This is a genomic window from Burkholderia sp. D-99 (assembly GCF_011605345.1).
Lineage (GTDB): Bacteria > Pseudomonadota > Gammaproteobacteria > Burkholderiales > Burkholderiaceae > Burkholderia.
Genome location: NZ_JAAOXM010000016.1, coordinates 1 through 24,620, shown reverse-complemented (window position 1 = coordinate 24,620; position 24,620 = coordinate 1). Strand labels below are relative to the sequence as shown.

24 protein-coding genes and 1 pseudogene are annotated in these 24,620 nt (G+C 66.1%); 12 read left to right on the top strand and 13 right to left on the bottom strand.

Features of this window, described 5'->3' with window-relative positions; translation table 11 throughout:
- Window positions 1–13: 13 nt before the first annotated feature.
- From HAV18_RS35120 to kdsD, 11 genes are all read right to left on the bottom strand, one after another.
- On the bottom strand, window positions 14–649 hold the full coding sequence (locus tag HAV18_RS35120) for an LON peptidase substrate-binding domain-containing protein (protein WP_166965044.1): 636 nt from the start codon (window positions 647–649) through the stop codon (window positions 14–16).
- 27 nt (window positions 650–676) lie between these two features.
- Window positions 677–1,585 (bottom strand): RNase adapter RapZ, encoded by a 909-nt coding sequence (rapZ, locus tag HAV18_RS35115; RefSeq protein WP_166965042.1) that lies wholly within the window; start codon window positions 1,583–1,585, stop codon window positions 677–679.
- A gap of 75 nt (window positions 1,586–1,660) precedes the next feature.
- Window positions 1,661–2,629 carry an HPr(Ser) kinase/phosphatase gene (gene hprK / locus HAV18_RS35110; protein ID WP_011353227.1) on the bottom strand — a complete coding sequence of 323 codons (969 nt, stop codon included), beginning with the start codon at window positions 2,627–2,629 and terminating at the stop codon, window positions 1,661–1,663.
- A 131-nt stretch (window positions 2,630–2,760) separates the two neighbouring features.
- Window positions 2,761–3,300 carry a PTS sugar transporter subunit IIA gene (locus HAV18_RS35105; protein ID WP_166965040.1) on the bottom strand — a complete coding sequence of 180 codons (540 nt, stop codon included), beginning with the start codon at window positions 3,298–3,300 and terminating at the stop codon, window positions 2,761–2,763.
- Between the two features lie 171 nt (window positions 3,301–3,471).
- Window positions 3,472–3,831, bottom strand: coding sequence for a ribosome hibernation-promoting factor, HPF/YfiA family (gene hpf, locus HAV18_RS35100; protein ID WP_006477786.1), 360 nt, complete (start codon window positions 3,829–3,831; stop codon window positions 3,472–3,474).
- A gap of 158 nt (window positions 3,832–3,989) precedes the next feature.
- Entirely contained in the window at window positions 3,990–5,492 is a 1,503-nt protein-coding gene (locus HAV18_RS35095; RefSeq protein WP_166965038.1) for an RNA polymerase factor sigma-54, read from the bottom strand.
- 160 nt (window positions 5,493–5,652) lie between these two features.
- A complete protein-coding gene (lptB, locus tag HAV18_RS35090) occupies window positions 5,653–6,429 on the bottom strand; it encodes an LPS export ABC transporter ATP-binding protein (RefSeq protein WP_166965036.1) in 777 nt (258 codons plus the stop codon).
- Window positions 6,426–7,091 (bottom strand): lipopolysaccharide transport periplasmic protein LptA, encoded by a 666-nt coding sequence (lptA, locus tag HAV18_RS35085; protein WP_166965034.1) that lies wholly within the window; start codon window positions 7,089–7,091, stop codon window positions 6,426–6,428. The genes lptB and lptA overlap by 4 nt, the downstream gene beginning before the upstream one ends.
- A 20-nt stretch (window positions 7,092–7,111) precedes the next feature.
- Window positions 7,112–7,726, bottom strand: a complete 615-nt coding sequence (gene lptC, locus HAV18_RS35080) for an LPS export ABC transporter periplasmic protein LptC (RefSeq protein ID WP_166965032.1) — start codon at window positions 7,724–7,726, stop codon at window positions 7,112–7,114.
- 3 nt (window positions 7,727–7,729) lie between these two features.
- The gene (locus HAV18_RS35075; protein ID WP_011353221.1) at window positions 7,730–8,266 is read right to left on the bottom strand and encodes an HAD family hydrolase; all 537 of its coding nucleotides are present in this window, start codon (window positions 8,264–8,266) and stop codon (window positions 7,730–7,732) included.
- Window positions 8,266–9,249 (bottom strand): arabinose 5-phosphate isomerase KdsD, encoded by a 984-nt coding sequence (gene kdsD / locus HAV18_RS35070; RefSeq protein WP_166965030.1) that lies wholly within the window; start codon window positions 9,247–9,249, stop codon window positions 8,266–8,268. Before kdsD ends, HAV18_RS35075 begins: the two co-directional genes overlap by 1 nt.
- Window positions 9,250–9,375: 126 nt before the next feature.
- On the opposite strand from kdsD, the gene HAV18_RS35065 reads away from it, so the two are divergent.
- The 5 genes from HAV18_RS35065 (at window position 9,376) to purU (ending at window position 14,517) form a co-directional block, all read left to right on the top strand.
- On the top strand, window positions 9,376–11,382 hold the full coding sequence (locus tag HAV18_RS35065; RefSeq protein ID WP_166965028.1) for a monovalent cation:proton antiporter family protein: 2,007 nt from the start codon (window positions 9,376–9,378) through the stop codon (window positions 11,380–11,382).
- Between the two features lie 82 nt (window positions 11,383–11,464).
- Window positions 11,465–12,031 (top strand): adenine phosphoribosyltransferase, encoded by a 567-nt coding sequence (locus HAV18_RS35060; protein ID WP_011353218.1) that lies wholly within the window; start codon window positions 11,465–11,467, stop codon window positions 12,029–12,031.
- A gap of 41 nt (window positions 12,032–12,072) precedes the next feature.
- The gene (locus HAV18_RS35055) at window positions 12,073–12,687 is read left to right on the top strand and encodes a LysE family translocator (RefSeq protein ID WP_166965026.1); all 615 of its coding nucleotides are present in this window, start codon (window positions 12,073–12,075) and stop codon (window positions 12,685–12,687) included.
- A 5-nt stretch (window positions 12,688–12,692) separates the two neighbouring features.
- Entirely contained in the window at window positions 12,693–13,559 is an 867-nt protein-coding gene (locus HAV18_RS35050) for an NUDIX hydrolase family protein (RefSeq protein WP_166965024.1), read from the top strand.
- Between the two features lie 73 nt (window positions 13,560–13,632).
- Entirely contained in the window at window positions 13,633–14,517 is an 885-nt protein-coding gene (gene purU, locus HAV18_RS35045) for a formyltetrahydrofolate deformylase (RefSeq protein WP_166965022.1), read from the top strand.
- Window positions 14,518–14,629: 112 nt separating this feature from the next.
- On the opposite strand, the gene HAV18_RS35040 is transcribed toward purU, so the two are convergent.
- Window positions 14,630–15,715: an AI-2E family transporter gene (locus HAV18_RS35040; protein WP_166965020.1), complete on the bottom strand. Its 1,086-nt coding sequence runs from the start codon at window positions 15,713–15,715 to the stop codon at window positions 14,630–14,632.
- A 252-nt stretch (window positions 15,716–15,967) separates the two neighbouring features.
- Window positions 15,968–18,853 carry an excinuclease ABC subunit UvrA gene (uvrA, locus tag HAV18_RS35035; RefSeq protein WP_166965018.1) on the bottom strand — a complete coding sequence of 962 codons (2,886 nt, stop codon included), beginning with the start codon at window positions 18,851–18,853 and terminating at the stop codon, window positions 15,968–15,970.
- 264 nt (window positions 18,854–19,117) lie between these two features.
- Between uvrA and HAV18_RS35030 the strand changes: the two genes are divergently transcribed.
- From HAV18_RS35030 to HAV18_RS35000, 7 genes and pseudogenes are all read left to right on the top strand, one after another.
- Window positions 19,118–20,305: an MFS transporter gene (locus HAV18_RS35030; RefSeq protein WP_166965016.1), complete on the top strand. Its 1,188-nt coding sequence runs from the start codon at window positions 19,118–19,120 to the stop codon at window positions 20,303–20,305.
- 101 nt (window positions 20,306–20,406) lie between these two features.
- Window positions 20,407–20,961, top strand: a complete 555-nt coding sequence (locus tag HAV18_RS35025; protein WP_166965014.1) for a single-stranded DNA-binding protein — start codon at window positions 20,407–20,409, stop codon at window positions 20,959–20,961.
- A 120-nt stretch (window positions 20,962–21,081) separates the two neighbouring features.
- Entirely contained in the window at window positions 21,082–21,630 is a 549-nt protein-coding gene (mug, locus tag HAV18_RS35020; protein WP_166965012.1) for a G/U mismatch-specific DNA glycosylase, read from the top strand.
- Complete coding sequence (locus tag HAV18_RS35015; protein ID WP_166965010.1) at window positions 21,617–22,240, top strand: DNA-3-methyladenine glycosylase; 624 nt, start codon at window positions 21,617–21,619, stop codon at window positions 22,238–22,240. The genes mug and HAV18_RS35015 overlap by 14 nt, the downstream gene beginning before the upstream one ends.
- A gap of 102 nt (window positions 22,241–22,342) precedes the next feature.
- Entirely contained in the window at window positions 22,343–23,107 is a 765-nt protein-coding gene (locus tag HAV18_RS35010; RefSeq protein WP_166965008.1) for a ParA family protein, read from the top strand.
- A 499-nt stretch (window positions 23,108–23,606) separates the two neighbouring features.
- Window positions 23,607–24,191 (top strand): TIGR01841 family phasin, encoded by a 585-nt coding sequence (gene phaP / locus HAV18_RS35005; RefSeq protein WP_166965006.1) that lies wholly within the window; start codon window positions 23,607–23,609, stop codon window positions 24,189–24,191.
- 293 nt (window positions 24,192–24,484) lie between these two features.
- Window positions 24,485–24,620, top strand: a pseudogene (locus HAV18_RS35000) (acetyl-CoA C-acetyltransferase); the annotation flags it as partial.

Sequence of the window (24,620 nt, the reverse complement as noted above, 5' to 3'; positions counted from 1 at the left end):
GGTCCGGGGCGCGCTATAGCCAGCCGTGCCGGTCGAGCACGTGGTGCACGGCATCGATGCGCGCGCCGACGTCCGGAAACTCCATCAGCTTCTGCCGCGCGCGCAGGTCGAGCGGCAGCAGCTCCGCGAGGCGGTTCGACACCCAGCTTGGATCGTCGAGGCGGAACGGTTCGCCGAACGGCATTTTCTCCGGATCGGACTTCTTCAGCGCGTTGATGATGCGCTCGAGCACTTCGGCGCACGAGCCGAATTGAGCGAGCGTCTGCTCGCCTTCGAGCGGGATGTCGTCAGGCAGCGGCTCCGCGATGCCGACCAGCAGCCCGTTGCCTTCGACGCGATACGACAGCAGCTCGAAACGCTGCGTGCCGATTGCCTGCAGATAGAGCATGCCGAATTCGCCGGTATCGCACTCGGTGATGCGCGCCATGCAGCCGATGGTCTCGGGCACGGACACCGCACCGTCCTGCGCGACTTCGGGCCCGCTCTTCAGCAGGCACACGCCGAACGGCGCGTCGTCGCGCAGGCACGCGCGGGACATGTCGAGATAGCGCGCCTCGAACACCTTGAGCGGGAGCAGGCCCCCCGGAAACAGCACCGTGTGCAGCGGAAACAGCGGCAGGTCGATCAGGGTGGTCGATAGGGAGGACATGGCGCGCGGGCGTTGGGGCGTGCGTCTCTAGGGTCGGTCGACCTCGGAGACGAGCCGCGACGACGCGTCGACATCCACTGGCGCGTCACGATGCCGCACGATCACGTTCGCCTCGCGCGCAAGGCGCGCGGCGAGCGTTTCCGCGATGAACACCGAACGATGCTGCCCGCCCGTGCAGCCGATGGCGACGGTCAGGTAGCTGCGGTTGTCATCGCGGAAGTGCGGCAGCCATTTCATCAGGAACGCATGGATGTCGTCGATCATCTGGTGGACGATCGGCAGTGCGTCGAGAAAGGCGATGACCGGTTGGTCGAGCCCGGTGAGCGGGCGCAACTCGTGGTCGTAGTACGGATTCGGCAGCGCGCGCACGTCGAACATCAGGTCGGCGTCGAGCGGCACGCCGCGCTTGAAGCCGAACGATTCGAACATCACCATCAGGTCGTTGTTCTTCTGCTCGATGAAGCGCTTGACCCACGTACGCAGCGCGTTCGCGCGCAGCGTGCTCGTGTCGATCTGGTGGCCGAATTCGGCAAGCGGCGCGACGAGGTCGCGTTCGCGCTCGATCGCTTCCTCGAGCGACGACAGCAGGCCGACGTCCGCATCGTGCGACAGCGAGCCGGACAGCGGATGGCGGCGGCGCGTTTCGGAGAAGCGCTGGATCAGCGACTGGGTGCTCGCGTTGAGGAACAGCACGCGCACGTCGTGCTCGCGCGACAGCTCGCGGATCAGGCCGGGCATTTCGTCGAGCGAGGCGCTCGAGCGCGCGTCGATCGCGACCGCGAGCCGGTGCTGGCCATCCTCGGCGAGGTAGCGGGCAAGTTCGGGGAGCACGTGCGGCGGCAGGTTGTCGACGCAGTAATAGCCTGCGTCTTCGAGCGCGTTCAGCGCGACGGACTTGCCTGAGCCGGAGATGCCGGTGATGAGGACGATGCGCATGGGAAGCAGAGAATCCTGACGTTTCATCATAGCACCGGCTCGACGCGTCGGCGTTGCGTGGCCGGCGCGTGCGGGTTACACGAGTTTGCCGGGGAATTGACTGTCGGGGTCTTGCATCGCGAGTCGTTGCCGATCCATGAAATCGCGCAACGTGTCGATTCCGCGCAACTGCAGGATCGTGTTCCGGACGGCCGCCTCGACGAGTACCGCGAGGTTGCGGCCGGCCGCAACCTGGATCGTGACCTTGCTGATCGGCAAACCGAGCACGTCGACGGTCTGGCTTTCGAGCGGCAGGCGCTGGAATTCGCCGTCGGGGCGCCGCACGAGCTGGACGATCAGCTTCAGCTTCATTTTTCGCCGCACGGCGGTTTCGCCGAAGATGGTCTTGATGTCGAGCAGGCCGAGTCCGCGCACTTCGAGCAGGTTCTGCAGCAGCGGCGGGCAGCGCCCTTCGACGAAATCGGGGCCAAGTCGGACGAAATCGACCGCGTCGTCGGCGACGAGGCCGTGGCCGCGGCTGATCAGCTCGAGGCCGAGTTCGCTCTTGCCGAGGCCCGAATCGCCGGTCAGCAGCACGCCCATCCCGAGGATGTCGATGAACACGCCGTGCAGCGTCGCGCGCGGCGCGAGGATCCGCGACATGTAGAGCCGCAGGCTGTCGATCACCGCGGCGGCCGACATCGGCGTCGTGAACAGCGGGGTCGACGAGCGCGTGCAGCGCAGCACGAGTTCGGGCGGGGCGGCAGCGCCGCCGGCGACGACGAGGAACGGCGGTTCGAGGGCGATCAGCTCGGCCATGTGGCGCGAGCGGTCTTCGTCGGTCTGGCGCTGGTAGTAGTCGATTTCGGCTTCGCCGAGCACCTGGATCCGGTTCGGGTGGATCAGGTTCAGGTGGCCGACGAGGTCGGCGCTCGAGGTTGCATTGCCGACGGTGTCGGCCGAAAAGCCGCGTTCCCAGCCTTCATGCCCCGTCAGCCAGCTCAGTTTCAGCGTGGCCGCGTTGTCGTCGAAGATGCTCTGGGCGTTGATGCTGGACGTATCCATGACTACTCCGTCACTCCAATGGGCCGGTGCATGCGCGCGGCGACGGACGTCGCCATGCCGGGCCGGCGCCGGGCGGCCCTGGACGGCGGCGTGCGCCGCCTCGTAAGGGAAAATAATCCGCCCGGATCAACTCAAGGTTGCCACTGAGTGAGCAGGCGATGCAACTCGGCGATATCCGTTTCGTTGTGCAGACGCTCGCGCGCGTCGCGATCGGACAGCAGTTGCGCGATTTCCGACAGGATCTCGAGGTGCTGCTGGGTGGCTTGCTCGGGCACGAGCAGGAAAATCAGGAGGCCGACCGGCTGGCCGTCGGGGGCTTCGAACGGGATTGCATCGGCGAGCCGGACGAACGCGGCGAGCGGGTGCTTGAGACCCTTGATGCGCCCGTGCGGAATCGCGACACCTTCGCCGAGCCCGGTCGAGCCGAGGCGCTCGCGCGCGAACAGGTTGTCCGTGACGGTGCTGCGGGCGATGCCGTTCTGATTCTCGAACATCAGCCCGGCTTGTTCGAACACGCGTTTCTTGCTGGTTACTGAGAGGTCGATGACGACGTTCTCTATGGGCAGGATTTTGGCTAGGCGATTCATGTTGGCAGGCGATTGGGCGGCCTGGGGTCTCCTTGCGGCGGCAGACTGATTATCCATGTTCCGCGATATCAAGGCGTTCGGCATCGGCAACCTGCAAGGCAGCTACCGCATCCAGCGCCCCCCCCGGCGATAACCGGAACATTATAGAGCACAGCCGCGTGCGTGGCGCAGTGCGGACGGACCGGTTGCACCACGGGCGCGGAGTCGCAAAAAAAACGCCCGGCGAACCGGGCGACGTGTGTGTTGCGGTGAAGGTTACTGCGGCGGCAGTTCGATCTGGTCGATCGACGGTTGAAGCTTGATCGGGTCGTGCGCGTGCGTTTGCAGGCGCTCCATGTGCTTGACGACCTGGCGATCCAGCTTGTCGATCAGCAAATCGATCGCGGCGTACAGGTTGCCGTTCGCGCTTTCGACGAAGATGTCCTTGCCCTTCAGGTGCAGGTTGATTTCCGCGCGCTGCTGCTTGTCCTTTTCCTTGTGATTGTCGACCGAGAGGATCACAGTGCCATCGATCACCTGATCGCTATGCCGTAGCACCCGGTCCAGCTTGGTGATCACGTATTCGCGAATTGCAGGCGTGACTTCGAGATGATGTCCACTGATCTTCAGGTTCATAGTGCTTCTCCAAGCGAGTGACCACCCGGCCGCATCGAGGCGGCGCTCCGGTCGACTTGCCCGTGCCGCACGTGGCGGCGTATCGCTGACAAGTCGCCCGGCCTGTTCCCCGTGTGCGCGGTGGCCGGAACACGCCTGCCGCCGGGCAGGCAGCAGGCCTAAAGAGACTTTCGCAGATTGACTGCCGGGATCTTGAGGGCTTCGCGATATTTCGCAACCGTGCGGCGCGCGACCACGAACCCCTGTTCTGCCAGCAGCTCGGCAATGCGGCTATCCGAAAGTGGCGATTTTGGGTCTTCAGCTCCTATCAGTTGCTTGATCAGGGCTCGGATGGCGGTCGACGAGGCGGCGCCACCGGTGTCGGTCGAGACGTGAGATCCGAAGAAGTACTTAAATTCAAGCGTCCCGAACGGGGTCAGCATGTACTTCCCGGTTGTCACACGGCTGACAGTCGACTCGTGTAGGCCCAGCGTATCAGCTATTTCCCGCAAAACCAAGGGGCGCATGGCAATTTCACCGTGCGCAAAGAAGTTCTTTTGACGCTCGACAATAGCCTGCGCGACACGCAGGATCGTGTCGAATCGCTGCTGGATGTTTTTGATCAGCCAGCGTGCTTCCTGGAGCTGCTGCTTGAGCGAACCGGCCGACGGATCGCCGCGGCTGTTGCGCAGGATGTTCGCGTAGAGGTTGTTGATCCGCAGGCGCGGCACGACCTCCGGATTGAGTTCCGCGAGCCATCCCTGGCCGGCCTTCTTCACCATGATGTCGGGCACGACGTAGTCGGCCTCGGCCCTGCCGTATGCGGCGCCGGGGAACGGCTCCAGCGAGCGGATCAGCGTGTGTGCGTCGCGCAGCGCGTCGTCGCTCGCCTTCAGGTGCTTGCGCAACCGCGTGAAGTCGCGGGCGGCGAGCAGTTCGAGATGCTGCGACACGATCTCGAGCGCGAGCGTGCGCGTCGGGGACGGATCGAGGCGCAGCAACTGCAGCTTCAGGCATTCGGATGCGGAGCGGGCGCCGACCCCGGCCGGGTCGAAGCTGTGCAGCAGCGCGAGCGCCGCGTTCAGTTCGTCGCAGTCGATCTCCAGCTCGGGCGGCAGGTCGGCGAGCACTTCGTCGAGCGTGGCGGTCAGATAGCCGTCGTCGTCGAGCGATTCGATCAGGAACATCACGAGCGCGCGATCGCGCGGGCCGGCCTGCGTGACGCGCAACTGCGCGGACAGGTGGTCGCGCAGCGACGTCGCCGCTTCCTGCACCTGCAGCGGCGGGAGATCGTCGTCGTCGGACGCGCCGCTCGAGCGGCCGAATTCGTCGAGGTTCCACTGCGGGCCGTCGTTGCCGTCGCCGGATGCATAACCGTCGTATTCGTCCGCGCCGGCCGGCTCGTCACGTTCGGCGCGATCGCTCGACGAACTGCTGCTTGTCGAAGTGGGCTCGGTGTTCTGGGCGGGAGGCGTCTGCGCGATCAACGATCCGTCCGCTGCGACACGCAGCGGGCTCGCGATCCATTCGTCGTCGTTCTCGAGCAGCGGGTTCTGCGCGACGGCCATCGCGACTTCCTGCTGCAATTCGAGCGTCGACAACTGCAGGAGCCGGATCGACTGCTGTAGCTGGGGTGTCAGCGCCAGATGTTGCGACAGGCGGAGTTGAAGGCTGGCTTTCATGGCGAGGAGGGAGTCATACCGGCAGTTTGCCACGACCCAGGCGCGTTGAGCCATCCGCGATTACGCGCGGCGCGCCGCCCGGCCGCGGGCATGGCCGCGAAGCAGGGCGCGGCCCCGCGCGGCGACGCCGGGCGGGGTGCAGCCAGCCACGAGGAGGGAGTTACATCCGGAAGTGCTCGCCGAGGTACACGCGGCGCACGCTTTCGTTTTCGATGATTTCGCTCGGCGCACCGGCGGCGAGCACCGAGCCGTCGCTGATGATGTAGGCGTGATCGCAGATGCCGAGCGTTTCGCGGACGTTGTGATCGGTAATCAGCACGCCGATGTTGCGCTGCTTCAGGAACTTGACGATCTTCTGGATCTCGAGCACCGCGATCGGGTCGACGCCGGCGAACGGTTCGTCGAGCAGGATGAAGTTCGGGTTGGTCGCGAGCGCGCGCGCGATTTCGACCCGACGCCGCTCGCCGCCCGACAGCGACAGCGCGGGGTTCTCGCGCAGGTGGCCGATCTGCAACTCGTCGAGCAGCGCTTCGGTGCGCGACGAGATCGCGTCCTTCGACAGCCGCTTGCCGTCTTCGCCGTGCTGCAGCTCGAGCACCGCGCGGATGTTTTCCTCGACGGTCAGCTTGCGGAACACGGACGCTTCCTGCGGCAGGTACGACAGGCCGAGCGACGCGCGCTTGTGGATCGGCAGCAGGCTGATCGAGCTGCCGTTCAGCGAGATCTCGCCCGCGTCGAGCGGCACGAGGCCGACGATCATGTAGAACGACGTGGTCTTGCCGGCGCCGTTCGGGCCGAGCAGGCCGACGACTTCGCCGCTCTTCACGTCGAGCGACACGTCCTTGACGACCGTGCGCGTGCCGTAGCGCTTCTTCAGGTTGCGGACCACGAGCGAGCTCGTGGTGCCGGCCGGCTGACGGTTCGGTAGCGCGTTCATTGGCCCGGCGCTCCCTGGATCGTGGTCGACGGCGACAGCTTCGCCGGCGCGCCGTTCAGCGGCGCGGGGCCGCCGTTCTTCGGCGACAGCATCGCGCGCACGCGGCCGTTCGGGTTGCCCGGTGCGGCGACATCCTTGCCGCCCTTCGCGGTGTAGAAGTCGCGCTGGCCGTCGTACGTGATCACGCTGCCGTGCACGGTATCGGCGATAGTCGACGTGCCCTGCAGGCGGCGCACGGTCGCGGCGGTGGTCAGGGTGGTGAGATCCTGCTTGCCGTCGTAGTCGATGCGCTCGGCGTCGCCGTCGATGTATTCGTCGAGGCCTTCGCGCTTCTGGCGGAACGTCGCGTGCTTCTTGCCGCTGCCGAACGAAGTGGCGTACTGATAGCCTTCCGGATCCTGGCGCACTTCGACGCGATCGCCCTTGATGATGATCGTGCCCTTCGTGATCACGACGTTGCCGGTCGCGACCGTGACCTGCTTCAGGTCGTCATAGGTCAGGTTGTCTGCCTCGACGTTGATCGGCTTGCTCTGGTCGGCCTTCTCGGCATGGGCGAGCGGCGCCAGCCCGACCAGCGGGAGCGCCACGAGCGTCGCGGCGAGCGCGGCGCGGACGGCGCGCGCAGCGCCGCCGGAAATCTGTCGAGGGAACGGTTCGTTCATGCAGTCACGTGAGGGATGCGTCACTTGGGTTGACCTTTCGAGCCGCCGGACGTGTCCGCGGCGGCGATCGTGCCGCGCACGTTGCCGTAAAGCTCGATGACCCGGGTGACGTTGTTGTACTTCATGCCGTCGGTCGCATTGACGAGCGACAGGCCGCGCTGAAGTTTAACCGGCTTTTCGGTCTGGATCACATCGTCATTGACGAAGATCCGGAAATGCTGGGAATCGGCCTGCATCTGCGGATCGCCGCCGCCGGCCGCACGGAGGATGCGCGCATTGTCGTACAAATCGACGATCGACACGTCGCCGTTGACGGTGCCGCGCTTCGCGGTGGTCGTCACGACGGGCTTGCCGGGCTGGAACGCGCGCATGGCCGGATCGGTCAGGTCGCTGTCTTCAGTGTCTTCGTAATGGATCAGCTTCGCGGCCGTCAGCCGATACTGGGTCGAGCCGGACTGGTCGAGCTCGGTGACCGAGAAGTTGTCCGCGAAATAGTCGGGCGTGTGGCGCTTCGGCTGCACGGTGCCTTCGCCGGGCGGCGGCAGCGTGGCCTGCAGCAGCCACCACGTGATGCCCGCGAGCGCGGCGACCGCGACGAGCGGCAGCAGCTGGGTCCAGCGGAAATGCGTGTTCATCCGTCAGGCTCCGCAGGCGGCCGCGAGCAGCGCGTCGTAGCGGCGCTGCGCGCGCAGGATCGCGTCGCAGACTTCGCGCACGGCGCCCTGGCCGCCACGGGCCTCGGCCACCCAGTGCGCGCGGGCGATCACCTCGGGGTGCGCATTCGCGGGGGCCGTCGCGAAGCCGCAGCGCAGCATCACGGGCAGGTCGGGCCAGTCGTCGCCCATGTAGCCGCACTGGTCGGCGGTAAGGCCGAGCGATGCGATCAGGTCGGTGAATACGGTGAGCTTGTTCTCGACGCCCTGGAACAGGTGCGCGATCTTCATTTCCTTCGCGCGTGCCGCGACGATTTCCGAGCGGCGGCCCGTGATGATCGCGGTTGCGATGCCGGCTTCGCCGAGCAGCTTCACGCCGTGGCCGTCGAGCGAATTGAACGACTTCATCGTGTCGCCGGCCGCTGTAAACAGCAGGCCGCCGTCGGTCAGCACGCCGTCGACGTCGAAAATCATCAGCTTCACGCGGCTCGCGCGTTCGGCCGCAGTCAGCGCTGCGCTCATCAGATCACCTTCTTCGAAAACAGGTCGTGCATGTTCAGCGCGCCGATCAGCGCGCCGTCGGCATCGACCACCAGCATCTGGTTGATCCGATAGCGCTCCATCAGTTCCACGGCCTCGACTGCCAGGTGATCCGGTGCGATCGTGCGCGGGTCGCGCGTCATCACGTCGGTGATCGACAACGTGCGGAAGTCGTCGTCGCGCGCGAGCACGCGGCGCAGGTCGCCGTCCGTGAAGATACCGACGACCTTGCCGCCGGCGTCGACCACGGCGGTCATGCCGAGGCGCTTCGCGGTGATCTGGAACAGCGCATCCGACAGCGTTGCGTCGAGCCCGACGGACGGGACGTCGTCGCCCGAGCGCATCACGTCGCGCACGTAGGTGAGCAGGCGCCGGCCGAGTGCGCCGCCCGGGTGCGAGCGCGCGAAATCTTCCGAACCGAAGCCGCGTGCATCGAGCACGGCAACGGCGAGCGCGTCGCCGAGCGCGAGCGCGGCGGTCGTGCTCGCGGTGGGCGCAAGGTTCAGCGGGCAGGCCTCTTTCGAGACCGCAGCGTTCAGGTTCACGTCGGCGAGCGTGCCGAGGCTCGACTCCGCGCGGCCCGTGATCGCGATCAGCTTCGCGCCGATCCGCTTCACGAGCGGCAGGATCGCGACGAGTTCTTCGGATTCGCCGGAATAGGAGATGCCGATGAAGACGTCGTCGGAGGTGACCATCCCGAGGTCGCCGTGGCTGGCCTCGGCAGGGTGGACGAAGAAGGCCGGCGTGCCGGTGCTCGCCAGCGTTGCTGCGATCTTGCGGGCGATATGCCCCGATTTGCCGATTCCGGAAACCACCACGCGGCCGCGGCAGCCGAGCAGCAGCGCGACGGCCTGGACGAAGTCGCCGTCGAGCTGGTCGCGCAGCGCGCGCACGGCGTCGGCCTCGATGTCGAGCACGTCGCGGGCGAGCGCGAGCGCGCGGTTGTCATTGATTTTCGCTATCATGCGCGGAGTATAGCAAAGGCGTTTGTTCGCCGCGCCGGGCCTTCGGACTCGTCCGAAGTTGCCTATCCCACGCTACGCCACCGTGCCCGCTTTGCGGTGGCCCCGACGAACGAGGACGCTTTGCCCGTGATTTCCCCGCTCGAAATGACGCTCATGCTGCTGCTGGCTTCAGTGGTGGGCGTCGTCGTGTTCCGTTCGCTGAACCTCCCGCCGATGCTCGGCTACCTGACCGTTGGCATCCTGGTCGGCCCGCATGCGCTCGGCATCGCGGCGGATCTCGAACGCGCCGAGCACCTCGCGGAATTCGGCGTCGTGTTCCTGATGTTCTCGATCGGCCTCGAATTCTCCCTTGCGAAGCTGAGGTCGATGCAGCGGCTCGTGTTCGGGCTCGGGTTGCTGCAGGTCGTCGCGACGCTGGTGCTCGCGCTCGTGCTCGGCATGCTGTTCGAGCACTGGGTGCACATCACGTGGCAGGGCAGTATCGCGCTCGGCGGCGCGCTCGCGATGTCGTCGACGGCGATCGTGTCGAAGATGCTCGCCGAGCGGCTCGAAATCGAGACCGAGCATGGCCGCAACATCTTCGGGGTACTGCTGTTCCAGGATCTCGCGGTGGTGCCGCTCTTGATCGTGATCGCTGCGTTCGGCGCCGAATCGTCGAAGGACCTCGCGATCACGCTCGGCTTCGCGGCCGTGAAGATCGTGATCGCGCTCACGCTGCTGCTGGTCATCGGGCAGCGCTTCATGACGCGCTGGCTCAACGTCGTCGCGCGGCGCCGCTCGCAGGAGCTGTTCGTGCTGAACCTGCTGCTCGTCACGCTCGGCGCCGCGTTCATCACCGACAAGTTCGGCCTGTCGCTCGCGCTCGGCGCGTTCATCGCGGGGATGCTGATCTCCGAGACGCCGTTCCGCCACCAGGTGGAGGAGGACATCAAGCCGTTTCGCGACGTGCTGCTCGGCCTGTTCTTCGTGACGACCGGGATGCTGCTCGATCCGCGCGTGATCTGGGAGCATCCGTTGCTCGTGCTCGGCTTCTTCGTCGGCCAGGTGCTGTTCAAGGCCACGATGATCACCGGGCTCGCGCGGCTGTTCGGCGCGACGCCGGGCGTCGCGATGCGCACCGGCATCGGCCTTGCGCAGGCCGGCGAATTCGGTTTCGTGCTGCTGAACCTGATCCTCGACCGGCATCTCGTCGATTCGACGCTGCTGCAGGCGATCCTCGCGTCGATGCTGTTGTCGATGCTCGCCGCGCCGTTCCTGATCCAGAACGCCGACCGGATCGTGATGCGGCTGTCCTCGACCGAATGGATGCAGCAGTCGCTGCAGATGACGCGGATCGCGACGCAGAGCCTCAAGCAGCGTGGCCACGTGATCATCTGCGGCTACGGCCGCGCGGGCCAGAACCTGGCACGAATGCTCGAACAGGAAGGCATTTCGTATGTCGCGCTCGACCTCGACCCCGATCGCGTGAGCGCGGCCGCGACCGCCGGCGAATCGGTCGTGTTCGGCGACGCGGCGCGCCGCGAGTCGCTGCTCGCGGCCGGTATCCACCGTGCGGCGGCCGTCGCGATCACCTATGCGAACACGCCGTCCGCGCTGCGCGTGCTGCATCACGTACACGAACTCGAGCCGACGCTGCCCGCGATCGTACGCACCGTCGACGATGCCGATCTCGAGAAGCTGCTCGCGGCCGGCGCGACCGAGGTGATCCCGGAGATCGTCGAGGGCAGCCTGATGCTTGCGTCGCACACGCTGGTGCTGGTGGGCGTGCCGATGCGCAAGGTCGTGCGGCGCGTCGAGGAAATGCGCGACGCGCGCTACAGCTTGCTGCGCGGCTATTTCCGCGGCGCGGACGACACGGACGACGACGACCACGAGCAGGTGCGGCTACAATCGGTGCCGGTCGATGCGCGCGCGGACGCGGTCGGGCGTTCGCTGGAAGAACTCGGGCTGTATGCGCTCGGGCTCGAAGTCACGGCGATCCGCCGGCACGGCATCCGCGGCGTCGAACCCGATCCGCAGACCAAGCTGCGCGCGAGCGACATCGTCGTGCTGCGCGGGCTGCCTGAGGCGCTCGCGCTCGCGGAGGAGCGGCTGTCGCGCCATCGGCGCGATCCGCCTGCCGCGGCTGCCTGAGCCGGGCTTGGATTGATAACCTGACCCGTATTTATTCGAAACGGTGCCCGATCTTCGCGCACCGTTTTTTTCGGAGAGTTTCATGCCGCATTCGTCGTCGGGCGCACCGCTCGATCCGGTCGCCTTCATCCACAGCCAGATCCGCACGGTGCCCGACTGGCCGCAGCCGGGCGTGATGTTCCGCGACATTACGACGCTGCTGCAGAGCCCGAAGGCGCTGCGCATCCTCGTCGACCTGTTCGTCGAGCGCTATGTCGATGCGAAGCTCGACTATGTCGCGGGCCTCGACGCGCGCGGCTTCATCATCGCGCCGATCGTCGCGTACGAGCTGAGCGTCGGCTTCGTGCCGATCCGCAAGGTGGGCAAGCTGCCGTACAAGACGCGCTCGGAATCGTACGACCTCGAATACGGCAGCGCGACGGTCGAGATCCATGAAGATGCGTGCCGCCCCGGCGACCGCGTGATCATCATGGACGACCTGATCGCGACCGGCGGCACGATGATGGCGGGGCGCAACCTGCTGCAGCGGCTCGGCGCGGAGGTCGTCGAAGGTGCGGCGATCATCGACCTGCCCGATCTCGGCGGCTCGGCGCTGCTGCGCAATGCGGGATTGCCGGTCTACACCGTCACCGAATTCGCCGGCCACTGAACGCCGGCCCGCCTGAATCCACGTTACACAGCGAGGTCACGATGCCCAACTTCATGCTGTTTCTCGCCACGTCGATCGCGATCACGTTCGCGCCGGGTCCCGACAACCTGCAGGTGCTCGCTCGCGGCATCTCGCAGGGCCGCGCGGCCGGTTTCGTCGCCGCGCTCGGCTTCACCGCCGGGATCCTGTTCCACACGACGCTCGCGGCGCTCGGCGTCGCGGCCGTGCTGCGTTCGTCGCCGGTCGCGTTCGAGATCCTGAAGCTCGCGGGCGCCGCGTACCTCGTGTGGATCGGCATCAAGGCGCTGCGCAGCCAGGGCCTCGCGAATGCGCATGAGCGTCCGCCGCAGCCGCTCGGCACGATCTTCCGGCAGAGCGTGGTCGGCAACCTGATGAACCCGAAGGTCACGCTGTTCTTCGTCGTGTTCCTGCCGCAGTTCGTCGATCCGCACGGCGGCCAGAGCGTGACGCTGCAGATGTTCGAACTCGGCGCGCTGTTCATGTTGCAGACGGCCGCGGTCTTTTCGCTGTTCGGCGTCGGCGCGGGCATGATCGGCGCGTGGCTCAAGCGCCGCCCGAAGGCCGGCGTGTGGCTCGACCGGATCGCCGGTGTGACGTTCATCGCGATCGGCATCCGCGTGGCGCTGAAGGACTGATGGCGATGACGTTTCCGTGCATTGCGGCCGCGCGCCGTTTCGATCCGGCCGCGCACCTGCGTTTCGAGATTGCCGGCCAGGCGGTCGGCTGGGTGCGCCGCCAGGACGTCGCGATGCTCGCCCGCTGGCCCGACGTGTTCGAGCTGACCGATGAGCGCGTCGTGCTGTCGGCGCGCTACGACTCGGTCGACGCGCGCAGCATGGCACTGGCGAGCGCGATCGGCGCGCTCGCGGCCGAAGGCGCGATTCCCGGCTGGCGCGACGAGATCTACGCGATCCGCAACCGCTTCGACGATCCGCCGCTCGCGTACATCGAGCGCGCCGCGTCGCGCTTCTTTGGCACGCAGACTTACGCGGTGCATCTGAACGGCATCGTAGAATATGCGGTTGCGCCGGGCGAGCCGCCCGCCGCGGCCGCCCCGCAGATGTGGCTCGGCCGCCGCAGCGAGACCAAGGCAACCGACCCCGGCATGCTCGACAACGTCGTCGCGGGCGGGATCGGCTGGGGCCTGGGCGTTCACGAGACGCTCGCGAAGGAATGCTGGGAAGAAGCCGGCATTCCCGCCGAACTGGCCGCGCGCGCGATCGCGGGCCGCGCGGTGCAGGTACTGTGCTCGCTGCCGGAAGGCACGCAGTCCGAACTGATCTTCGTGTACGACCTGCCGCTGCCGCGCGACTTCGCGCCGCGCAACCAGGACGGCGAAGTGGCCGAGCACCTGCTGGCCGGCGTGCCCGAGGTGATCGGCTGGCTGCGCGCCGGCCGCGCGACGATGGATGCGAGCCTCGCGACACTCGATACGCTGCTGCGCCACCGCTGGATCCCGGCGGCCGACGCGGCCGGCATCGACGCACTGTTCGCACCGGCCGCGTGACGCGTGCCGCGCATGCAGTCCGGCGGCGCGAACGGGCAATTTGACGAATACGGAAACAAAGGGAGTAGCGGTCATGCCGACCGATCACAGCTTTATCTTGAAACTGTCGTGCCCCGACCGGCACGGCATCGTCCATGCGGTCTCGGGCTTCCTGTTCGAGCGCAGCAACAACATCCTCGATTCGGCGCAGTTCGGCGACAGCCGCACCAGCGAGTTCTTCATGCGCGTGCACTTCGAGCAGGACGGTGGCGGTGCGGATGCCGCGACGGCGCTCGACACGCTTCGCAAGGAATTCGCTCCGCTCGCCGAGCAGTTTTCGATGCGCTGGGAACTGCATGACGCGGCCGTGAAGCCGCGCGTCGTGATCATGGTGTCGAAGATCGGCCACTGCCTGAACGACCTGCTGTTCCGCTATCGCACCGGCCAGCTGCCGATCGAGATCCCGGCGATCGTGTCGAACCACAAGGAGTTCTACCAGCTCGCCGCGAGCTACAACATCCCGTTCCATCACTTCCCGCTGATCGGCGGTTCGACCGATGCCGCGAAGGCCGCGCAGGAAGCGCGCGTGCTGGAAGTGATCGACGAGCACCAGGCCGATCTCGTCGTGCTCGCGCGCTACATGCAGATCCTGTCGCCGAACATGTGCGAGCAGCTCACCGGGCGCGCGATCAACATCCACCATTCGTTCCTGCCGAGCTTCAAGGGCGCGAAGCCCTACTACCAGGCGTTCGACCGCGGCGTGAAGCTGATCGGTGCGACCGCGCACTATGTGACGACCGATCTCGACGAAGGCCCGATCATCGAGCAGGAAGTCGAGCGCGTCGATCACAGCATGACGCCCGACCAACTGACCGCGATCGGCCGCGACGTCGAATGCGTGACGCTTGCGCGTGCGGTGAAGTGGCACGTCGAGCACCGGATCGTGCTGAACGGGACGAAGACGGTCGTGTTCCGCTGATTCGTCCGCGGGGCACCGCGATCCGGCCGCCGGATCGCCGGCCCCCACAAACAAAAACGCCGCGCCCTTCACGGGACGCGGCGTTTTTTTCGCTTTCGACGCGCGGACTGCTTCAGATCAGCCGCAGCAGGTACAACTCGCGCTTCAGGTACGCATAGAAGATCGGCGCGGCGATTACGCCCGGCAGCCCGAACGCGGCTTCCATGATCAGCATCGCGAGCAGCAGTTCCCACGCGCGCGACTCGATCTGGCCGCCGATGATCTTCGCGTTCAGGAAGTATTCGAGCTTGTGGATGATCACGAGGAACGCAAGCGACGCGATCGCGGTGCCCATGCTGACCGACAGCGACACGGCGACGATCAGCGTGTTCGAAATCAGGTTGCCGATCACGGGCAGCAGGCCGACGATGAACGTGACGAGCACGAGCGTTTTCGACAACGGCAGCCGCTGGTGGAAGATCGGCAGTGCGACGAGCAGGTAGATGCCCGTGAACACCGCGTTGATTGCCGAGATCTTGATCTGCGCGAACACGATCCGGCGGAATGAGTCGGCGAAGCGCGACACGCGCGTGACGAGCGCGGTCGACAGCGGCCGGCGCACCTTGCCGTGCTCGACGCCGATCGCGATCATCGCGCCGATGATCATCCCGAACAGCACGTGGCCGAAGCCGCGCGCGACGCTCTTGCCGCTTTGCTGGAGCTGGTCCATGTGCGAGTGCATCAGCACGGCGGCCTTCGTCTTCATCTGCTCGACGTCGACGGGCAGCAGGTTCGCGATCCAGGCCGGCGTGCGTGCGCGGGTCTGCTCGACGATCTGCATCAGCTGGTCGAGCAGGCTTTGCAGGTTCGGTACCGTGCGCTCGAAGTGTTCGATGATGCCGATCGTCAGGCCCGTCAGCGCGCCGACGATCACGATGGCCAGCAGCACGACGGCGACCCAGCGCGCGCGCATGCTCGTGGTGTGACGTTCGATCACGGGGGCGATCGTGTGGATCAGCTGGTAGACGAGCAGGCCGGCCAGCAGCCCGCCGAGCAGCTTGAGCTCGATCACGAGCCACATGGCGACGATCGCAAACACATAGCTGCCGATCTCGAGTGCCGACAGCTTCGGCAGGCTGAAGTCGCTCGTCAGCCGCACGCTGCGCAGGTGCGGTTCGCGATTCTGCGCATCGCGAGACGAGTCTGGTTGCTTCTCCATCGTGGATTCCTGTCGTTCGTGTGTCATGCCGCGGAATGCGCGGCAGAGCCGTGTTCGCCCGACGCCGCACCGGATTGGTGCGTACGGCGAACCTTACGACCGTAAAGTATAGCCGCCATTATGGTCCGCAACGGGGCCGTTTGGCGCATGGTGTAAACGCAGAAGGGAAAACGAGAAGAGGCCGGTTGCGCGGTGCAAAGGGACGCGCGCGGCCGGGCGGCCGCGCGCGGGAGGGGAGGGACGGCGGAAGCGTCAGCCCGCCGCGACCTTGCGGGTCGCGCGCTTGAGCAGCGGCGCGAGGTACTTGCCGGTAAAGCTCGCCTTCGTCTTCGCGACCTGCTCGGGCGTGCCCTGCGCGATGATCTGGCCGCCGCCGGCGCCGCCTTCGGGGCCGAGGTCGATCACCCAGTCGGCCGTCTTGATCACGTCGAGGTTGTGCTCGATGATCACGACGGTGTTGCCCTGGTCGCGCAGCCGGTGGATCACTTCCAGCAGCAGCGCGATATCGTGGAAGTGCAGGCCGGTGGTCGGCTCGTCGAGGATGTACAGCGTACGGCCGGTGTCGCGCTTGGAGAGTTCGAGCGACAGCTTCACGCGCTGTGCCTCGCCGCCCGACAGCGTCGTGGCCGACTGGCCGAGGCGGATGTAGCCGAGGCCGACGTCGAGCAGCGTCTTCAGCTTGCGCGCAATGACCGGCACCGCGCTGAAGAACGCGTACGCGTGCTCGACGGTCATGTCGAGCACTTCGCTGATGTTCTTGCCCTTGTACTGCACTTCGAGCGTTTCGCGGTTGTAGCGCTTGCCGTGGCACACGTCGCACGGCACGTAGACGTCCGGCAGGAAGTGCATCTCGACCTTCAGCACGCCGTCGCCCTGGCACGATTCGCAGCGGCCGCCCTTCACGTTGAACGAGAAGCGGCCCGGATCGTAGCCGCGCTCCTTCGACGTCGGCACGCCCGAGAACAGCTCGCGGATCGGCGTGAACAGGCCCGTGTAGGTGGCCGGGTTCGAGCGCGGCGTGCGACCGATCGGCGACTGGTCGACGTTGATCACCTTGTCGAAGTGCTCGAGGCCCTCGATCGCCTCGTGCGGCGCCGGCTCGGCCGACGAGCCGTACAGGTGGCGCGCGACCGCGTGATACAGCGTGTCGTTGATCAGCGTCGACTTGCCGGAGCCCGACACGCCGGTGATGCAGGTCAGGAGGCCGACCGGCAGTTCGAGATCGACGTGCTTCAGGTTGTTGCCGTACGCGTCGACGATGCGCAGCATCCGCTCGGGATCGGGCGCGAGCCGTTCGTCCGGATACTCGATCGTGCGCTTGCCGAGCAGGTACTGGCCGGTGAGCGACTGCGGGTTCGACTGCACCTGCTTGGGCGTGCCTTCGGCCACCACCACGCCGCCGTGCTCGCCGGCGCCCGGGCCCATGTCGACGACGTAGTCGGCCGTGCGGATCATGTCCTCGTCGTGCTCGACGACGATCACCGAATTGCCGAGGTCGCGCAGGTGCTTGAGCGTCGAGATCAGGCGGTCGTTGTCGCGCTGGTGCAGGCCGATCGACGGCTCGTCGAGCACGTACATCACGCCCGTGAGGCCCGAGCCGATCTGCGACGCGAGCCGGATGCGCTGCGCCTCGCCGCCCGACAAGGTTTCCGCGCTGCGCTCGAGCGACAGGTAGTCGAGGCCGACGTTGTTCAGGAAGGTCAGGCGCGCGACGATTTCCTTGATCACCTTGTCGGCGATCTCGCGCTTCGCGCCTTCGAGCGACAGGCCGTCGAAATAGCCGAGCGCGTCGCGCAGCGGCCAGCCGCTGATTTCATAGATGCCGCGCGCGTAATCGCCCGTGCCGATGCGCACGTGGCGCGCCTCGCGGCGCAGGCGCGTGCCTTCGCACGACGGGCACGGCTGGTTGTTCTGGTACTTCGACAGCTCTTCGCGCACCGCGACCGAATCGGTCTCGCGGTAGCGGCGCTCGAGGTTCGGGATGATCCCCTCGAACACGTGCTCGCGGATCGTCGTGCGGCCGCGCTCGTTGATGTACGAGAACGGGATCGTCTGCTTGCCCGAGCCGAACAGCAGCACCTTGCGGATCTTTTCCGGCAGGTCCTCGAATGCGGCGTCGATGTCGAATTCGTAGAACGCCGCGAGACTCTGCAGCATCTGGAAGTAGAACTGGTTGCGGCGGTCCCAGCCTTTCACGGCGCCAGCGGCGAGCGACAGCGACGGGTGCGCGACGACCCGCTTCGGGTCGAAGAACGTGATCTGGCCGAGGCCGTCGCATTCCGGGCACGCGCCCATCGGGTTGTTGAACGAGAACAGGCGCGGCTCGAGTTCCTGCAGCGAGTACGAGCAGATCGGGCACGCGAACTTCGAGCTGAACAGGTGCTCGTGGTCGGTATCCATCTCGAGCGCGATCGCGCGGCCGTCGGCGAGGCGCAGCGCCGTCTCGAACGATTCGGCGAGGCGCTGCTTCATGTCCGGGCGCACCTTCAGGCGGTCGACGACGACGTCGATCGTGTGCTTGTCGTTCTTCTTCAGCTTCGGCAGCGACTCGACCTCGTAGATCTTCGCGACGCCTTCGTTCGCGGTGCCGCCGCCCGAGCGCACGCGAAAGCGCACGAAACCCTGCGCCTGCATGTCCTCGAACAGCTCGGCGTGTTCGCCCTTGCGGTTCGCGACGACGGGCGCGAGGATCATCAGCTTGGTTTCCTCGGGCAGCGCGAGCGCCGCGTCGACCATCTGCGACACGCTCTGTGCTTCCAGCGGGATGTCGTGGTCGGGGCAGTACGGCGTGCCGACACGTGCGTACAAAAGTCGCAGGTAGTCGTGGATTTCCGTGACCGTGCCGACGGTCGAACGCGGGTTGTGGGACGTCGCCTTCTGCTCGATCGAGATCGCGGGCGACAGACCCTCAATCAGGTCGACGTCGGGTTTCTCCATCAACTGCAGGAACTGGCGGGCATATGCGGACAGGCTTTCGACGTAGCGGCGCTGACCCTCGGCATAAAGGGTATCGAACGCGAGCGACGACTTGCCCGACCCGGACAACCCGGTAATCACGACCAGCTTGTGGCGCGGCAGGTCGAGATTGACGTTTTTCAGGTTGTGGGTGCGTGCCCCACGGATACGGATCTGTTCCATGAACCTGGCGAAAATGGAGGGAACCAAACCTGCTACTATAACGGCTTTTCGAGGCCGTCGTTTGGGGCCCCCAGCCTTAGCAGCAGGTGGCAGCAGGGCGGCGCCTGCGCCGGGAATGCGGCCGCGCCGCGCGGTTCCGGGTGGCCTGCGGGCTGCCTGAATCCTGCCCCGACGTGTCGCCCGCCAAGCCTCCCGGGCCGCTGGTCCTGATCTTCCGCCGCCCGGTGTCGGGCGGACATTCCGATCATTCGAAATTCATTCCCGATGTCCAATCCGTCTGCCACGTCTTCCCGCATGACCGCGCCCGAATTGCGCGCGACCACGTCGCTCGCGGCGATCTTCGCGCTGCGCATGCTCGGCCTGTTCATGATCATGCCGGTGTTCTCGGTCTACGCGAAAACCATCCCGGGCGGCGACAACGTGCTGCTCGTCGGTCTCGCGCTCGGGGCCTACGGCGTCACGCAGTCGCTGTTCTACATCTTCTACGGCTGGGCGTCCGACAAGTTCGGCCGCAAGCCGGTGATTGCCACGGGCCTCGTGATCTTCGCGATCGGCAGCTTCGTCGCCGCGTCCGCGCACGACATCACGTGGATCATCGTCGGTCGCGTGATCCAGGGGATGGGCGCGGTGTCGTCCGCGGTGCTGGCGTTCATCGCCGACCTGACCTCCGAGCAGAACCGCACGAAGGCGATGGCGATGGTCGGCGGCTCGATCGGCGTGTCGTTCGCGGTCGCGATCGTCGGTGCGCCGATCGTGTTCCACTGGGTCGGGATGAGCGGGCTGTTCGCGATCGTCGGCGTGCTGTCGATCCTCGCGATCGGCGTCGTGCTGTGGATCGTGCCCGACGCGGCGAAGCCTGTGCACGTGCCCGCGCCGTTCGCCGAGGTGCTGCACAACGTCGAGCTGCTGCGCCTGAACTTCGGCGTGCTGGTGCTGCACGCGACGCAGACGGCGCTGTTCCTCGTCGTGCCGCGCCTGCTCGTCGACGGCGGCCTGCCGGTCGCCGCGCACTGGAAGGTCTACCTGCCGGTGATGGGGCTCGCGTTCGTGATGATGGTCCCGGCGATCATCGTCGCGGAAAAACGGGGCAAGATGAAGCCGGTGCTGCTCGGCGGCATTCTGGCTATCCTGATCGGCCAATTGCTGCTGGGCAGCGCGCCGCATACCATCCTGATTGTGGCGGCGGTTCTTTTCGTCTACTTCCTCGGTTTCAACATCCTGGAAGCGTCGCAGCCGTCGCTCGTGTCGAAGCTCGCGCCCGGTTCGCGCAAGGGCGCGGCCACGGGTGTCTACAACACCACGCAGTCGATCGGGCTTGCACTCGGCGGCATCGTGGGCGGCTGGCTGCTGAAGCACGGGGGCGCCAACACGGTGTTCTACACGTGCTCGGGGCTCGTTGCCGCGTGGCTTATAATCGCGGCCAGCATGAAAGCGCCGCCGCGCAAGGCCTGAACTCACTTCGGGCAGGCACCGGCGGCGTTCGCCGGCTTGCCCGGCGGGCCGTCCCGGCAATATGCGCCGGCGGCCCGGCATCGAATTTACTGGAGAAACACATGGCATCCGTCAACAAGGTCATCCTCGTCGGCAATCTCGGCGCCGATCCTGAAGTCCGTTACCTGCCGAGCGGCGACGCGGTTGCGAACATTCGTCTCGCGACGACCGACCGCTACAAGGACAAGGCAAGCGGCGATTTCAAGGAAATGACCGAGTGGCACCGCGTCGCGTTCTTCGGCCGTCTGGCCGAAATCGTCAGCGAATACCTGAAGAAGGGTTCGTCGGTCTATATCGAAGGCCGCATCCGCACGCGCAAGTGGCAAGGCCAGGACGGCCAGGATCGTTACTCGACCGAAATCGTCGCCGACCAGATGCAGATGCTCGGCGGTCGCGGTGCGGGCGGCGGCGGTGGTGGTGGCGGTGACGAAGGCGGTTACGGCGGCGGCTATGGTGGTGGCGGCGGTGGTCGCGGCGAGCAGATGGAACGCGGCGGTGGCGGCGGTGGCCGTGCCGGCGGCGCGGCGCGTGGCGGTGCAGGCGGCGGCGCGCAGAGCCGTCCGAGCGCACCGGCAGGCGGCGGCTTCGACGAGATGGACGACGATATCCCGTTCTGATCGGCAAATCGGTACCCTGCATCGCGATGGGCCCGAATGTCCGAGTCAAGCCGGTTGCTTGGCCCGGGTCTTCGGGCCTTCTTTCGTTTACGTCGATGTTCCTTGCGCGCCAGGCAAAACGTGGCTGACGAACTTCCCGACCTCATCACAGAACATCTCGACGTGCTGTTCTGCGGGATCAACCCCGGCCTGACCGCGGCGGCGACCGGGCACCACTTCGCCGGGAGAAACAACCGCTTCTGGCGCGTGATCCACCTCGCGGGCTTCACGCCGACGGAAATTTCCCCGCAGGACGATCGCGCGATACTCCGCCATGGCTGCGGCCTGACGGCGGTGGTGAAGCGGCCGACCGCGAGTGCCGATCAGCTTTCGCGCGCGGAATTCATTGCCGCGGCCGCGGAGTTCGACCAAAAGGTGGCGCGTTATGGGCCACGCTTCGTCGCTTTTCTCGGCAAGGCGGCGTACTCGGCGCTTTCCGGTCAGCGGGAAGTCCGGTGGGGGTTGCAACCGGCCCGCATGCAGGGGGCGAGCGTCTGGGTGCTGCCCAATCCCAGCGGGAGAAATCTCGCGTTCGGCCTCGACGATCTGGTCGACGCGTACCGTCAGCTGCGCCTGCACGCGAAGGCCGTTTCCGGTCTTCAACCGGAGAGGCGGGATGCGGCGCAGTAAAACCGCGCCTCCGTGGCCCGGCACCGTGCTGCCCCGCGCGTTCTTCGACCGCTTGGCCACCGACGTCGCGCCGCAACTGCTCAACAAGATCCTCGCGACCGCGGATGGCCGGGCAGGGCGGATCGTCGAAGTGGAAGCCTATGCCGGTGCGATCGACCCGGCCGCGCATACCTATCGCGGCAAGACGCCGCGCAATGCGACGATGTTCGGGCCGCCGGGGCACCTGTACGTCTATTTCACCTACGGCATGCACTGGTGCTGCAACTGCGTGTGTGGCCCGGATGGCACGGGAACGGGGGTGCTGATCCGTGCGCTCGAACCGCTGCACGGGCTCGAACGGATGCGCGCGGTACGACCGCCGCAGACGCGCGATCGCGACCTGTGCCGGGGGCCGGCGCGGCTGACCCAGGCGATGGGGATCGGCGGGGCGCAGGATGGCGTCGACCTGATCGGCGCGCACGAAGGATTCGCGATCGTCGACGACGGCGTCGCGCCGCCCGCCGGTCTGGCGGGCGGGCCGCGCATCGGCATTCGCGTCGCTACGGATCTGCCGTGGCGGTGGAGCGTGCCGGGCAACCGGTATGTATCGGGGCCGGTGTCGCGCCGCTGATATGCGCCGTGCCCGGTCGCACACAATTCGACCTGCGTCACGCGGCCGCCACAATTGACCGGCTAAGCTGCTCCTTTCGACGTTTTCGATCGAGGAGACACCATGCGGCGGGTCGTATTCAACCAGAAGGGCGGCGTGGGCAAATCGACGATCGTCTGCAACCTGGCGGCGATCAGCGCAAGCGAAGGGCTGCGCACGCTCGTCATCGACCTCGATGCGCAGGCGAACTCCACGCGCTACCTGCTTGGCGACGCCGCGGCCGACGCGCAGCCGGGTGTCGCCGATTTCTTCGAAACCGCCCTGACGTTCAACTTCCGTCCGGTCGACGTCGCGTCGTTCATCCATCCGACCCCGTTCGAAGGGCTCGACGTGATGCCCGCGCATCCGGATCTCGACACGCTGCACGGCAAGCTCGAGTCGCGTTACAAGATCTACAAGCTGCGCGACGCACTGAACGAGCTCGACGCGTACGACGCCGTGTACATCGACACGCCGCCCGCGCTGAATTTCTATACGCGCTCGGCGCTGATCGCGGTCGAGCGCTGCCTGATCCCGTTCGACTGCGACGATTTCTCGCGCCGCGCGCTGTACACGCTGCTCGAGAACGTGAAGGAAATCCAGCAGGACCACAACGCGGCGCTCGAGGTGGAAGGGATCGTGATCAACCAGTTCCAGCCGCGAGCGAGCCTGCCGCAGCGGCTGGTCGACGAACTCGTCGAAGAAGGGTTGCCGGTGCTCGCGTCGCGGCTGTCGGCATCGGTGAAGATCCGCGAGTCGCATCAGCAGTCCAAGCCGGTGATCCATCTGGAACCCGGGCACAAGCTCGCGCTGGAGTTCCTCGCACTGCATCGCGAACTGGCCGGTTGATCCCGCGCCTGCCCGACGAAGCGGCCGCATCATGCGGCCATTTTTTATTTCGACCCGCAATTCATCCGATCATTGATTCCATCATTAATAATCCCGGAAACGATTTCATAATAAATCCAGAAAAAACGATTACATGGATGACCGCTCCATTTTCAATGTGCCCCGGTTTTCTAATAAACGGAATAATGGATTGGTAAATGTTGCGTGAGGTCATCATCCGCTATCCTGTAAAAAGGTAAAAATACATTGCGGGACAGAGCGACATGCGGCCTCGTCTGCGATGTCGGCGCAACAAGGGCTCCAGCGGTTGTCATGGATCAATATAAGGGTTTACACCTACTATTAATGCCATTTAATTGACAATTAATCGATCTAGAATGGGCTCCTTCATCTTCCCGTTCTCAAATAAGTAGCGGGTTGTCAATAAGGAAGTCTGCTGTCGTTCCGGCTTCCAATTTTCCTTACGTCGTCTCTCGCATTGCTAACAGGAGCGTGCCCGATGTCCGTATTTGCCCCCGAAAAACTCAACGCCGATTATCAGTCCGGTATCGCCGCGTGGTTTGCGATCGCCCGTCCGGCGATCCAAGGTTTCGAGGCTGTCGTCGAACTCAACCTGCAAGCGGCCCGGACGGCGCTCGAGGAATACGAAGACAAGCTGAAGAACGCGTTCAACAGCAGCAACCCGGCCGCGGGTTTCGCGCAGCAGGTCGCCGCGCCGCAGGAAGCGGCCGGCAAGGCCGTCTCGTACGGCCGTCATCTGTTCGACATCGCCGTGTCGACGCAGTCCGAATGGGCGAAGGTCGCGCAAGCGCAATACGAACAGAACGACAAGCGCCTGAAAGACGTGCTGGGCGAACTGTCGAAGCACGCACCGGCCGGCTCGGCGCCGGTGGTGGCCGCGCTGAACTCGGCGCTGTCCGCGGCGACCGCCGCGGCCGACTCCGTGCGCGCAGCGACGGGGCAGGCGATCGAAGCCGCACAGAGCGGTTTCGATGCGGTCAGCGAAACGGCAACGCGTGGTGCGAAGCAAACGGCTGCCGCCGCGCGCAAGGACACCGCGGCCGCACGCGAATCGGCTGCGTAACCCGCGTAGCCGCGCAAGCACGTGTCGCGCACCGGCGCGACACGATTGATCGGCGCCGGATGGCGCCGGACGCCGCGTGTGCCGCGCGGTGTCCGGCGCACGTCCGGTTTGCCGCAAGGCGCCGGTGACCCGGCGAGCCGTACTGGTGCGCCGCCCGTGCGAACGGGTGCTGCCCGCCGTACGCAGGCATGCGACCGCTATCGCGCCGGATGGCCCGAGGAGCGCGATCGCCAGCCGAGACCGGCTCGCGCCGGCGTCAGAACGACGAACTGATTTCGATGCAGGAACTGGACATGACGGATGTAGTGATCGTATCGGCCGCGCGTACCGCGGTCGGCAAATTCGGCGGTTCGCTTGCGAAGATTGCGGCGCCGGAGCTGGGCGCGACGGTGATCCGCGCGGTGCTGGAGCGTGCGGGCGTGAAGCCCG